This window comes from Microbacterium sp. NPDC056569 (assembly GCF_042793475.1).
GTDB lineage: Bacteria > Actinomycetota > Actinomycetes > Actinomycetales > Microbacteriaceae > Microbacterium.
This window is the reverse complement of the sequence record NZ_JBHTUV010000015.1, coordinates 1-11,743: the sequence shown is the minus strand read 5'-3', so window position 1 is coordinate 11,743 and position 11,743 is coordinate 1. Positions and strand designations below refer to the sequence as shown.

Sequence of the window (11,743 nt, the reverse complement as noted above, 5' to 3'; positions counted from 1 at the left end):
CTATTGGCGCAGCGCCAGCCGGGCCCAGTCGGCATCGAGTCTCGCGAGCGTGCGCTCGGGGTCCTCGCCGGTGACGATGCCCTGCATGTAGTTGTCGGTGGGGATGGTGAGCGGGATCGCCTTCGAGGCGCCCTGGTAGAACTTCGCCTCGTCGTAGTACTCCTTCATGCCGAGAATGCGCTCGTCGGTCACGGGAGCCGAGTCGGTCGTGGTGCCGTAGCCCAGGAACGCGGCGTTGTACTCGTCCATCACGTCCTTCTGGAAGAGGTAGCTCAAGAAGTCGCGCGCCCCCTCCTTCTGGTCGGACGCCTCGGGGATCCACGCCGCGAGGTCGATGTTGACCCGCACCTTGTTGTCGTCGGGGTCGTCGGTCATCGGCAGCGGGAACGTGCCGAGGTCGAGGTCGGGGTTCGTCTTGTCGATCTCGCCGAACGCCCACGGCCCCTGCAGGTACATCGCCCCTTCTTCTTGGGCGAAGGCGAGGTTGCCGTCGCCGTAGCCCCGGCTCGCAGCATCCTCGTTCGTGTAATTGCTCGTCAGCTCGACCATCTGGTCGACCGGGTCGGACATCGTCTTCTGGAACGACACCTCGGAATCGGGGCCGACCTCGGTGCCGAGGGCGTTCATCTCCTCGTAGAACGACGCCACGTCGACCTCGCCGCCGACCGAGTAGTCGAACCAGCCCTGGCCGACCGTCCACGGGTCCTTGAAAGTGGCGTAGAACGGGGTGATGCCCGCGGCCTTGAGCGTCTCGCAGACCTCGATGAGCTCGTCCCACGTGGTGGGCACCTCGACACCCTGATCCTCGAAGATCTGCTTGTTGTAGATGACGGATGCCGCCATCACCGAGTACGGCAGCACGCTGGTGCGTCCGGGGTAGGTGGCGTACTGGTCGACGAGATCCTGCACCTCGGGGAGGATGCGGTCGGCCTCGGGCATGTCGCTCAGGTCGCTGAGGGCCCCGCGCTCCATGAAGCGCGCCATCTCCATGTTGTAGTTGAGAAGTCCGAGGTCGGGCGGGTTTCCGCGCAGGAAGCCGGCCTGCAGGTTCGACGAGGTGTCGAAGACGACCTCGACCTCGTCCTGGGCGGCGTTGTACTCGTCGATGAGATCTCGGAAATAGGGGATGGCCTCTGGTTTGCTGAGGTGGAATCTCACCTCGGCGGGCCCGGAGGAAGCGCCGGCGCACGCGACCAGCGCGCTTCCGGCGATCGCGAGGGCGGCGGCCGCTGCGCTCGCGCGGCGGACGGTGACGGATGCTGCAGGCACGACGTTGTCCTTCTCCGTGGGTTGTGGGGACACGTTGCTTCGGATAGTAGATTTACAACCCAAATCAACTTGTTGTCGACCATAATGCAGGAGGAACCAGAAACAGGCAAGGGGCTTGATGTCACAACCGCTTCTCACTGCGACAGCCCTGCGCCGAGCGAGCCTCGACGCGGTGCTGCAGTTCGCCTGGGACGCCGACGCCTTCACCGCGTCGGACGTGATCGAGAACGTCGGACTCACTCGGTCGACGGCCATCGATGTGGTCGACGAGCTCGTGGAACGGGGGCTGCTGGCAGAACTGCCGAATGCTCGAGCCGCGGGGGAGTACCAGAAGGGCCGGCCGGCGCGGCGCTTCTCCTTTCGCGCCGACACCGGATGCGTGATCGGGGTGGACGCCGGACGCGGGCACCTCACCGCGACGGTCGCGGATCTGCATGGCGAGACTCGGGCGGTGGGACATCTCGCGGTGGACGCGTCGCAGGATTCCCCCGAAGACCGGCGTCGCGACGCCGCACGCGTGGTCGATGATGCGCTGCGAGCGGCCGGACTCACGCGCGCCGACGTCACTGCGCTGTGCGTCGGGGTTCCGGCGCCGGTGGACCGCAACGGCTCGTCGCCCCCGCACCGCGACGGCTTCTGGCGTCGCATGAACCCCTCGTTCGGCGACCTGTTCGGCGAATGGGCGCCGATCGTCCAGATCGAGAACGACGCGTCGCTCGCGGCGGTGGCAGAGCGTACCGTGGGCGCGGCGATCGGGTGCGACGACTTCGTGACCTTGCTCGCCGGAGAGCGTCTCGGCGCGGGAGTCTGGGTCGACGGAAGGCCGCTGAGTGGGGCGCATGGCGGGGCCGCCGAGATGGTCGCGTTCGATCACGTCAGGGGCGTGGAGGGCGCGTGGGGACTCGGCTACCGGGCGGCTGAACTCGCGCGCCGTTCGCTGGCGAAGGGATCCCTCCCGGCATCGAGTGCACTGCGCCGGCTCGATGCCGCCGAGATCGATGGGAAGGCGGTGCTGACGCTCGCCTCGGAGGGTGACGCGGGCGCGCTCGGCATCGCGCGGGAGGTGGGGGAGACGCTGGCGGTCATCGCCGGTGTGCTCGGCAGTCTTTTCGACTCCCGCCGCATCGTCGTGTCGGGGGCCGTCGCCGCCGGCGCTGCGCCGCTCATCGCCGCGGCCGTCGACGCGCTGCCGCGGGAGCTGGACCTGCCGGTACCCGAGATCGTCGCCTCCGAGCTGGGTGCCGACATCGTGTCGGTCGGGGCCGTACGGGCCGCCGTGGAGGCGGCCCGCGGGGGAGTGCTGGATCTGCCGGGGTTCGCCGGCTCGCGATGAGTCCCGTCAGCGGCCCACCGGCTGGAAGTAGTGGGCGGCCCCGTACTGAGCCACGTTGACGCCGAGCCTCTGCCCCTCGACATCCGGGTGCCGGAAGTGCAGGCCGGCCCAGATGCGGGCGTCGATCAGCTCCGACAACGGCTGCGAGAACGTCTGGAACGTACGCTCCCTCGGTTCGCCCGCCGCGAGCAGACCGGACGTGCTCGTCATATGGAAGCCGCCCGGAACGACGTCGCCGAAGAACATCCGCAGAACCGCGGCGTGGGCGCCATCGAGGCAGTTGTGCCCAGATGGGTGGTCCGGGTACGGCGCCGTGATCAGCGCGACCCATCCCGCGTCGGCCGCTGTCGCTTCGTTGCCGTCCTCGCCGGCGCGCAGGATCGCGTTCCACGGGCGCCAGAAGTCGTAGTAGTACTTGTCGCTCCAGCAGGTGATCGCCGCGTCCGCTCCGCTCAGGTTCTGCAGCGCGAGCAGCCGCGCGGCGTCAGCCCCGCTGAGGTCGTTCTGCGTGATGAGCTGCCGGGCGACGTCGTTCCAGGCGAGGATCGGCGGCCACTGCCACCACTTGGCGATATACGTCTGCTCCGGCGTCCGGGTGGATCCCGTGGCTCGGCCGAGGCTCAGCACCTGGTTGTACTCGGCCGCATATTCGGGGCTGTCGAGCGCCAGCGGTGGTGCCGAGCGGAACTGTGCAGCGCTCTCGACCAGGAACGGCTCGACGCCGCCCACCCACGGAGTCGGGTCCAGGATCTCCTGACCCGCCGCGTTGAGCAGCGGCGACCAGTGTCCTGGGCGGGGGTCGCGGACCCATTGCGACGGACCGAAGCGTCCATCGTCCGCGCGGGCCTGCAGCATCGCCTCAGCGGCGGCGTGGCCGGCGGCGATGCCCTGCCTCTTGAACGAGTCGTCGGCGATCGCATCGAGCGACGTCATGTACTGCGTCGACAGCGACGCGAGCAGAGTCGTCCTGGCCGGGAATGCGGCGATCTCCGGCGCGGTGGACACGAGTGCCGTCAGCACCTCGTAGGCGGCCGTGGCGACAGCGGCATCCACCGAAGCCTTCGTTCCGAACCGCTGCTTCAGCAGGTAGGGCTCGTACTTCTTCGGCCCGATCGCGTTGACCGCGTCGTAGACGGCACCCTGCGTGATGCCCATGTTGATCTGGTACGCGGGCGGTGCCCCGCCGTTCGGCCCGGGTATGGCGACGAGTGTGTTCGCCGCCACCTCGTTCCAATGGACGACGGACGTCGCGTCCGTCTCCGTCGGCGGTGCGGCTGAGGCACCGGCGGCTCCGAGCGAGACCGACGCGATGAGCGCGGCCGCAACGATGGCGAGGGTTCGACGAGTGTTCATGACCAACCTCACAAGTGGGGAGCTGAGGTGAAGGCTCGGGTAGCCTGCCTCACTGTCCCACCGCATCGCGCCGCCGTCGATTGGGGATAGCCCTTAGGGAGAACCGGCGAGGAACGTTGCGGACAGCATCTGTCCTGATCCGGCGGCATGATCGTCCTGACGGCCTGAGGCCAGAAGGAGGACGAGTCGATGTCCGGAGTCGTGTGGTTCGACATCCCCGTTGCAGACATGACGCGAGCGATCGCGTTCTACGAGGCGCTCACAGCAGAGCAGCTCATCCGGCTTCCGGTCGGGCCGGGCAAGGAGACCGCGATCTTCGCCGCGGCGGACGGGGGTGCTGCGGGGTGCCTGTTCGCCGCACCGGAAGACGAGCCCTCGCACTTCGGATCGCGCGTCTACTTCGACGCGAGTCCCTCGATCGAGGTGTGGCTGGCGCGGGTCGAGCCGGCCGGTGGGCGCATCCTCGTGCCGAAGACCGAGATCACCGGCGGCCGCGGCGTCTACGCCTACATCGAGGACAGCGAGGGCAACAGGATCGGTCTCAACTCCCCGGCGTGAGCCGGCAGGGCGGCACCGCCTCACACCGGTCGGCCCCCGCGTGCGGGCGCTGAGAGGATGGTCTGATGACCGCAACACTCGTGGCGCGCGGCGTGGCCGGCGGATACGGCCACCGCACGTTGTTCGACGCGCTCGATCTGACTGTCGCTCCGGGCGATGTCGTCGGCGTCGTCGGTGCCAACGGCGCCGGCAAGTCGACGCTGCTGCGCCTGCTCGCCGGGATCGGCGAGCCGCAAGCGGGCACGGTCTCGCTCTCGCCGGCCGATGCGTTCGTCGGCTGGCTGCCCCAGGAGCACGAACGGGTGGAGGGTGAGTCGGTCGCCGGGTACATCGCGCGTCGAACGGGATGCGCGCGGGCGACTGCGGACATGGATGCCGCAGCCGCCGCACTCGGCGATCCGGCGCTCGCACCTCTCGGCGTCGATCCGGCCGAAGCGTACTCGACCGCTCTCGAGCGCTGGCTGGCGAGCGGGGCCGCCGACCTCGAGGAGCGGATGCCCGCCGTGCTCGCGGACCTGGGGCTCGACCTGGGCGGCGTGCCTGCCGAAGAGGCCAGGATGACCGCGCTGTCCGGTGGCCAGGCCGCCCGCGTCGGGCTGGCGGCCCTCCTGCTCTCGCGGTTCGACATCGTGCTGCTCGACGAGCCCACCAACGACCTCGATCTCGACGGCCTCGAGCGGCTCGAAGCCTTCGTGCGCGGCATCCGTGGCGGTGTCGTGCTGGTCAGCCACGATCGCGAGTTCCTCGCGCGGTGCGTGACCAGGGTGCTCGAACTCGACCTCGCGCAGCATTCGAACCGTGTCTACGGCGGGGGCTACGACGCCTACCTCGACGAGCGCGCGACGCTTCGCCGCCATGCGCGGGAGAGGTACGACGAGTTCGCGGAGAAAAAGGCCGACCTCGTGGCGCGGGCGCGCACGCAGCGGGAATGGTCGAGCCAGGGTGTGCGCAACGCGATGAAGAAGTCGCCCGACAACGACAAGATCCGGCGCAGAGCCAACACCGAGTCGAGCGAGAAGCAGGCGCAGAAGGTCAGGCAGATGGAGAGCCGCATCGCGCGGCTGGAGGAGGTCGAGGAGCCGCGGAAGGAGTGGCAGCTCGAGTTCACGATCGGCGCAGCGCCTCGGTCGAGCACCGTTGTCTCGACCTTGAGCTCCGCTGTGTTCGAGCAGGGCTCCTTCACGCTCGGACCCGTGTCGCTGCAGGTGAACGCGGGGGAGCGGATCGGCATCACCGGACACAACGGCGCCGGCAAATCCACGCTCCTGCGGGCGCTGCTCGGCAGGCAGGCACCCGACGCGGGGACGGCGAGCGTCGGGGCGAACGTCGAGATCGGCGAGATCGACCAGGCCCGGTCACTGCTGGTGGGGTCCCAGCCGCTCGCCGGCGCGTTCGGCGAGCTCGTCCCCGAGATGGAGTCCGGCGAGGTGCGAACCCTCCTCGCCAAGTTCGGGCTGAAGGCGGACCATGTGAGTCGACCGGTCGACGAGCTCTCGCCGGGCGAGCGCACGAGGGCCGCCCTGGCGCTCCTGCAGGCCCGCGGAGTCAACGTGCTCGTGCTCGACGAGCCCACCAACCACCTCGATCTGCCCGCGATCGAACAGCTCGAACAAGCCCTCGATTCCTATCGCGGGACTCTGCTGCTGGTGACCCACGACCGGCGGATGCTGGACGCCGTGCAGCTCGACCGCCACTGGCGCGTCGACGCGGGGCGCATCACCGAGCTGTAGTCGCCCGTCAGCGCCCCTGACGCTTCTTGTACGGCTTGGGCTGGCCTTTCACGATGGGCGCGCGGCCCTTGCCTTTGGACGCCTTCGCCTTGCCGCCTGCGGGAGCCTTCGGCTTCGGGGTGGGTGCCGGGGCCTCGGCGATCCGCGTCCTGGCCTCATCGAGCAGCAGCACGCCGGCCGGAGTCAGCGACCAGCTCGGCTTGCTGCGGGTGAAGAGCGGATGCCCGACCTCGGTCTCGAGCTTGTCGATCGTCGAGGAGAGCGATGCCAGCGGGACGCCGAGCGCATCGGCCGCGCGCGGAACATGCAGTCCGTGATCGACGACGGCCACGAACCGCTCGAGCTGAGTGATGTTCACGGACAGCCTTCCCTCGCCTGGAACGACTCAATTCTGCCCCACACGACCGAACGGCGTGAGGGAGGCTAAGGAGTACCCGCGCCGTCGCCGGGCGGATCTGCAACGTCGGAGACGGCTTCCGCGAACGCGTGCGGCGCTTCGGCGGGCAGGTGTCACCGGCATTCGGAATCTGTCGATGAAGGATGCCGGCTGCCGCGGTGTCCTGGATCAGGGTATCCGTTCACCGACACCAGCCCGCCGACGCGCCGGCGGCGACGGTGTGAAGCGGGTGGTGAAGTGGGAGGGCATGGGCAGTCCTTCGGTGGGAGGCGGCGCCCCGGGGAGCGGGCCATCGTCCGGGGCGCCGCCGGTCTGTCACGCAGCGACTTCCTGCGCTGCCACGTAGGCCTTCCCGGCTTCGGCGATGGTCGCCGCCACCGCTGCGGGCTGCGACACGGGGATCGCGTGCGAGGCGCCGGCGACCTCGTGGGTGCCGCGCGAACCGGCACGCTCGGCGCCGGCGCGGTGCACGGCGACCGGGATGTTGAGGTCCTGGTCACCGAAGACGTGCCACGAGGGGATGTCGCGCCAGGCCGGGCGGGCGGTCGACAGGCCCTCGGAGAGCGCGGCCTGGGTGACCGGGCGCTGTGTGGCGGCCATGAGCGCCGCGACCTCGGGGGAGACGTCAGCGGCGAACTGGTGGTGGAACAGCTCGGGCCGGATCGCGAACTCGTCGCCCCCGGTCGACACCGGGTAGGCCGCGAGCGCCTCGCCGAGGGTTCCGCCCGGGGCGCTGTTCGACAGTTCGAACGCGCTCTGTCCGGTCTCGGGAACGAACGCGGCGACGTAGACGAGGCCCACGACCGCGTCGTTGCCGGCGGCGGCCTCGGTGATCACGAGTCCCCCGTAGGAGTGGCCGACGAGGACGACGGGACCCTCGATCGATCCGAGCACGTCGCGGACGTACGCGGCATCGCCGGCGAGGCTCCGCAGCGGGTTCGCCACCGCGACGGCGCGCACGCCGTGCTGCTGCAGCTGGGCGATGACTCCGTTCCACGAGGACGACTCGGCGAAGGCGCCGTGGACGAGGACGACGGTGGGCTGGGGAGCGGTCATGGCGAGTTCCTTTCGATGGGTGGGTCTTGCCGTGCTGTGAGCTAGGACCGGGTGGGCGCCGGAGTTGTGACACGTGATGATTCAGCCGGTGAGCTGCGGCGGCGCGTCAGAGGGCCGGCCGACGTGCGATCCGGGAGACTTGCCGGATGCCTCTCCTCGATCACCTCGGCATCACCGTCGAGGACCTGCCCCGGGCGGTCGCACAGTTCGACCCCGTGCTCACCGCGCTCGGGATGGAGCGCACCGACGGTGACACCGGGGTGGCGTGGTACGTCGACGACGAGACGGAGCTGATCCTCTTCCCCGCGCGGGAGGCGGGAACCGGGCCGCACCGGCACGGCACCGTCGGCTGGCAGCATCTCGCGTTCACGATGGATTCCCGCGACGAGGTCGACCGGCTCCACGCCATCGCGCTCGCCGCGGGGTGGACCGCGGTGCGCGAGCCCAAGCCGTACACGCGGTTCAACGAGCGCTACTACGCGTCCTTCGTCGAGGACGACAACGGCATCCGCATCGAGTTCATGCACAATCCTCCGAAGCCGGTGTCGGACTAGTTCTCACCGAGTTTCGGCCGACCTGTCACAGATCGCCGGTCGATCCGGTCTCAGCTGGAAACGTGCGCGTTCCCGCGCGCGACGAAGCGGAGAGGGTTCGACATGAGGATCGCAGTCATCGGGGGAACGGGTCTGATCGGCTCGAGAGTCGTCACTTCGCTCGAGGCCACCGGGCACGACGTCGTCGTCGTCGCTCGCGCGGTCGGCGTGAACTCCTTCACCGGCGAAGGGCTCGAGCCGGCACTGGAAGGAGTCGAGACCATCGTCGACGTCTCGAACTCTTCGTACATCGACGAGGCCGGCGCCCGCGAGTTCTTCTACGGATCGACGCTGAACCTCCTCACCTATGCCGCCGCCGCCGGGGTCGGGCACCATGTCGTGCTGTCCGTCGTCGGCACCGACCGGCTGGCCCGCTCCGAGGGCGGCTACTTCCAGGCCAAAGCCGAGCAGGAACGCCTGCTGACGGCATCCGGCCGTCCGTACTCGATCGTGCACGCCACGCAGTTCTTCGAATTCATCCGGAGCATCACGGATGCCGCGACCCGCAGCGGCGTCGCACACGTCGCGGATGCCCTCATCCAGCCTATGGCGGCCGACGACGTGGCCGCCGCGGTCGCCCGAGCCGCCCTGGCGCGACCCACCGGCGGGATCACGGAGCACGCAGGACCCGAAGTGTTCGAGCTCGGCTACCTCGCTCAGCGCGAGCTCCGCTTCCGTCGCGACGAGCGCGAGGTCGTCGCCGACCCGCTCGCGACCTACTTCGGCGCGCAGCTCGACCGGTTCGAGCTGCTGCCGGGTGCCGGCGCGATCATCGCGCCGACACGGTTCCACGACTGGCAGATCATGCCCCGTGAGGGCGACGACGCACTGCTGCCGTCCGTCGTGGGCGTACGCTGAGCGCGGCGAGGGAAGAGGCGGCGGCAATGGACGAGGGCACGGAACGCGTGCACGATCCTGACGACATCGCGCTTGCGGTCGCCGTCTTCGACGAGCACCGGCGTCGCATCTTCGGGATCGCGTATCGCATGCTCGGCACCGTGACCGATGCCGAGGACATCGTGCAGGAGACCTGGATCCGCTGGCAGAATGCCGACCGCGCCGACATTCGGGAGCCCGGCGCATTCCTCGCGACGGTCGCGACGAGGCTGTCGATCAACGCCACGCAGTCGGCGCACGCGCGGCGCGAGACCTACATCGGACCGTGGCTGCCCGAGCCGGTCAACACCGACGCCGACCCCGCCCTCGGCGCCGAGCGCGGCGAGGCCCTGCAGTACGCGATCCTGCTCATGCTCGAGAAGCTCACGCCGACCGAGCGCGCCGCGTACATCCTGCGCGAAGCGCTCGACTACCCGTATGAGCGGATCGCCGGCATCGTCGGCGCCAGCGTCGCGGGCGCCCGCCAGCTCGTCAGCCGTGCTCGCAGGCACCTGGAGTCGGCGCGCAGAGCGGAGGTGGCGGCCGCCGAGCAGCGCCGCCTCCTCGAGGCATTCCTCGTCGCGGCGCAGAAGGGCGACGTGAACGATCTCGAGCGGCTCTTCGCAGAGGACGTCGTCAGCTACACCGACGGCAACGGGGTCAAGCTCGCCGCGCGCATCCCCGTGGCCGGCCGAAGTCGGGTCGCCAAGTTCGTGGCCGCGTTCTCGGGCCATTTCTGGATCGGCAAGGAGATCGACTGGGTCGAGGTCAACGGCCGGCCCGCTGCCACCCTCTCCGAGGGCGGGGAGGTCACGACGCTCGTCACGATCACGGCGGCGGAAGACGGCATCCGTCGCCTCCTCTGGGTCATGAGCCCCGACAAGCTCGGGCACGTCGCCCGGGTCGGGGCGTGACCAGGCGGCCAGGCGCGTGGTTGCACCGCTCTGCGCGGAGCTCGACATCGAGCGCCGCGCAGCACGAGCGCGTCGTGCGCGCGCTCGTCGCAACCGCGGAGGCGCGGGACTCACGTGCACTGGAACGGATGCTGCACCCCGGCGTCGTCCTCACGGTCGACGGCGGCGGAGTCGTGGCGGCGCCGGTCGGCGCCGTCGAGGGGGCGTCGGAGGTCGGCGAGTACATGACCGCGGTGCTGCTCGACGCGGCAGCGTCGCTCCGTGTGGAGTCGGTGAACGGCGTTCCGGGGATCGTCGTGTGCCGGGAGGGACGGGTCACCGGAGTGCTCAGCATCCGTGTCCGTCGTCGCGTGATTCTGGAGGCATGGCTCGTCATGAATCCGGCGAAGCTGACGCAGTGGAACTGCTGAGCCCGCGCGTGTCACAGATCTGGGGGTCGTTCGGTCATAGCTGGTGAGCGCCGCCCCACGCGCTCCCTGAACGAAAGGCACATCATGGCAAAGATCGTCGTCATCGGCGGCTCCGGGCTCATCGGCTCGAAGGTCGTCGCGAAGCTCACCGAGCACGGACACGAGGCCGTTGCGGCCTCCCCGAACTCGGGCGTCAACACCATCACCGGTGAGGGGCTCGCTGAGGTGCTGCAGGGCGCGGACGTCGTGGTCGACGTGTCGAACTCGCCGTCATTCGCTCCGGCGGATGTGATGGAGTTCTTCACGACGTCCACGCGGAACCTGATCGCCGGTGCGCGTGAAGCGGGCGTCGGGCACTACGTCGCGCTGACCGTGGTGGGCACGAACCGCCCGAACGCGATCTCGTACTTCGCTGCCAAGACCGCGCAGGAGGAGCTGATCCGCGACTCCGGCCTCCCGTACTCGATCCTGCACGCGACGCAGTTCTTCGAATTCATCAGCGGTATCGCGGGGGTGTCCGGGAACGGCGACGCGATCCACCTGCCGGGCAACCTCGTGCAGCCGATCGCCGCAGAGGACGTCGCGACCGCCGTGGCGCGAACGGCCGCAGGGGAGCCGCTGAACGCGGACATCGAGATCGCGGGCCCCGAAGTCATGGGGCTGGACGAGATGGTGCGGCGCGGCCTCACCTTCCGCGGGGACGCCCGTGAGGTCGTGACCGACCCCGAGGCGCCGTACTTCGGCGCGCGCATGGAGGAACGCACGCTCATGCCGGTGGGTGGTGCACAGGTGTTCGAGACGACGCTGGAGGAGTGGCTGCCGGCGAACCCGCCGCGCGGCTGACCGACATGGCGAAGGCCTGGGTGCGTTCGTGCGCCCGGGCCTTCGTCGCTGGTCCGGGGTTCGCGCCCGCGGTGGGGATCGCGAAGCGGCAAGGCCATCGGGGCGCTGCCGGCGTCGCCGCACTGACGCGGTCTCCCACACGGCGCGTTTCAGGCTCTCCTCCCCAGGTGGCCGTGCATCCTGAGGGTTCGAGGTTATCCACAGAATAAGGGTTGACCTGGGGTTTTGGGAGGGTGTGGATGTCGGAGGCCGTCGACAGGATGGGGTCATGAACTTCCCGCTCGCCGATCTCCGGGGCGTCGCTGATCTGCTCGGTGAGACGCTCGGTGCGGCGCTGGGGGGTGGGGCGCAGCGGGGGCTGTCGCACGGTGAGCTGGTCGACGCGTTGAGGGTGGTGGAGCGGTTGGGGCG

Annotated in this window: 12 protein-coding genes; 8 read left to right on the top strand and 4 right to left on the bottom strand. The window is 69.5% G+C overall.

Annotated features, from left to right (window positions below; translation table 11 throughout):
• Window positions 1-1,302 carry an ABC transporter substrate-binding protein gene (locus tag ACFQ7C_RS16525; protein ID WP_378903597.1) on the bottom strand — a complete coding sequence of 434 codons (1,302 nt, stop codon included), beginning with the start codon at window positions 1,300-1,302 and terminating at the stop codon, window positions 1-3.
• 85 nt (window positions 1,303-1,387) lie between these two features.
• On the opposite strand from ACFQ7C_RS16525, the gene ACFQ7C_RS16520 reads away from it, so the two are divergent.
• Window positions 1,388-2,602 (top strand): ROK family protein, encoded by a 1,215-nt coding sequence (locus ACFQ7C_RS16520; protein ID WP_378903594.1) that lies wholly within the window; start codon window positions 1,388-1,390, stop codon window positions 2,600-2,602.
• Window positions 2,603-2,608: 6 nt separating this feature from the next.
• Here ACFQ7C_RS16520 and ACFQ7C_RS16515 read toward each other — a convergent pair whose 3' ends face one another.
• Window positions 2,609-3,955, bottom strand: a complete 1,347-nt coding sequence (locus ACFQ7C_RS16515) for a vanadium-dependent haloperoxidase (RefSeq protein ID WP_378903591.1) — start codon at window positions 3,953-3,955, stop codon at window positions 2,609-2,611.
• A gap of 189 nt (window positions 3,956-4,144) precedes the next feature.
• Here ACFQ7C_RS16515 and ACFQ7C_RS16510 point away from each other — a divergent pair, with 189 nt between their 5' ends.
• Window positions 4,145-4,513: a VOC family protein gene (locus ACFQ7C_RS16510; protein ID WP_378903588.1), complete on the top strand. Its 369-nt coding sequence runs from the start codon at window positions 4,145-4,147 to the stop codon at window positions 4,511-4,513.
• A gap of 65 nt (window positions 4,514-4,578) precedes the next feature.
• Complete coding sequence (locus ACFQ7C_RS16505; RefSeq protein ID WP_378903585.1) at window positions 4,579-6,243, top strand: ABC-F family ATP-binding cassette domain-containing protein; 1,665 nt, start codon at window positions 4,579-4,581, stop codon at window positions 6,241-6,243.
• Window positions 6,244-6,250: 7 nt separating this feature from the next.
• Here the strand turns inward: ACFQ7C_RS16505 and ACFQ7C_RS16500 are convergent, their stop codons facing one another.
• Window positions 6,251-6,601 carry a LysR family transcriptional regulator gene (locus ACFQ7C_RS16500; protein ID WP_378903582.1) on the bottom strand — a complete coding sequence of 117 codons (351 nt, stop codon included), beginning with the start codon at window positions 6,599-6,601 and terminating at the stop codon, window positions 6,251-6,253.
• A 354-nt stretch (window positions 6,602-6,955) separates the two neighbouring features.
• Complete coding sequence (locus ACFQ7C_RS16495; RefSeq protein ID WP_378903579.1) at window positions 6,956-7,696, bottom strand: alpha/beta fold hydrolase; 741 nt, start codon at window positions 7,694-7,696, stop codon at window positions 6,956-6,958.
• A 146-nt stretch (window positions 7,697-7,842) separates the two neighbouring features.
• Between ACFQ7C_RS16495 and ACFQ7C_RS16490 the strand changes: the two genes are divergently transcribed.
• From ACFQ7C_RS16490 to ACFQ7C_RS16470, 5 genes are all read left to right on the top strand, one after another.
• Window positions 7,843-8,250, top strand: a complete 408-nt coding sequence (locus tag ACFQ7C_RS16490) for a VOC family protein (RefSeq protein WP_378903576.1) — start codon at window positions 7,843-7,845, stop codon at window positions 8,248-8,250.
• 102 nt (window positions 8,251-8,352) lie between these two features.
• Complete coding sequence (locus ACFQ7C_RS16485) at window positions 8,353-9,147, top strand: SDR family oxidoreductase (RefSeq protein ID WP_378903573.1); 795 nt, start codon at window positions 8,353-8,355, stop codon at window positions 9,145-9,147.
• A gap of 26 nt (window positions 9,148-9,173) precedes the next feature.
• On the top strand, window positions 9,174-10,079 hold the full coding sequence (locus tag ACFQ7C_RS16480; protein WP_378903570.1) for an RNA polymerase sigma-70 factor: 906 nt from the start codon (window positions 9,174-9,176) through the stop codon (window positions 10,077-10,079).
• A 128-nt stretch (window positions 10,080-10,207) separates the two neighbouring features.
• Complete coding sequence (locus tag ACFQ7C_RS16475; protein WP_378903567.1) at window positions 10,208-10,489, top strand: hypothetical protein; 282 nt, start codon at window positions 10,208-10,210, stop codon at window positions 10,487-10,489.
• A gap of 84 nt (window positions 10,490-10,573) precedes the next feature.
• Window positions 10,574-11,332: an SDR family oxidoreductase gene (locus tag ACFQ7C_RS16470; RefSeq protein WP_378903564.1), complete on the top strand. Its 759-nt coding sequence runs from the start codon at window positions 10,574-10,576 to the stop codon at window positions 11,330-11,332.
• Window positions 11,333-11,743: the final 411 nt, after the last annotated feature.